The organism is Pseudoalteromonas sp. G5_S1_14_S5, assembly GCF_054968605.1.
Map to the genome: position 1 here is coordinate 1 of NZ_JBQKUM010000269.1, position 274 is coordinate 274.

Annotated in this window: 1 protein-coding gene; it reads right to left on the reverse strand. The window is 45.3% G+C overall.

Going from position 1 to position 274, the window contains the following annotated elements; genetic code table 11:
- Nucleotides 1–274: group II intron maturase-specific domain-containing protein (locus ACTRWI_RS22840; RefSeq protein WP_499133960.1), on the reverse strand; the 274-nt coding region annotated here is incomplete at both ends.

Below are 274 nucleotides of genomic sequence, written 5' to 3' on the forward strand. Positions count from 1 at the left end.
CAAGGCGATCCAAGTTCTAGATTTTGTTGGATGTCGTCTTTTAGCCCAATGCCATAACGCATGAAATAGTTCGTGACCAACATATCTGAATACCTGCTTAGCTACGCAGTGGCGATAATAGTTCGACCACCCTCTAAGCTTTGGATTAATCAGTTTGATAAGGTCGTTCACCGGTAGGGTAACGTGCTTTTTGATGAGTCCGCGCAAGTTACTTAGGAACGTCAACGTGTTGGCCTTGCTCGGTTTGATGAGCAGTTTCCCTTTGTACTTCCTG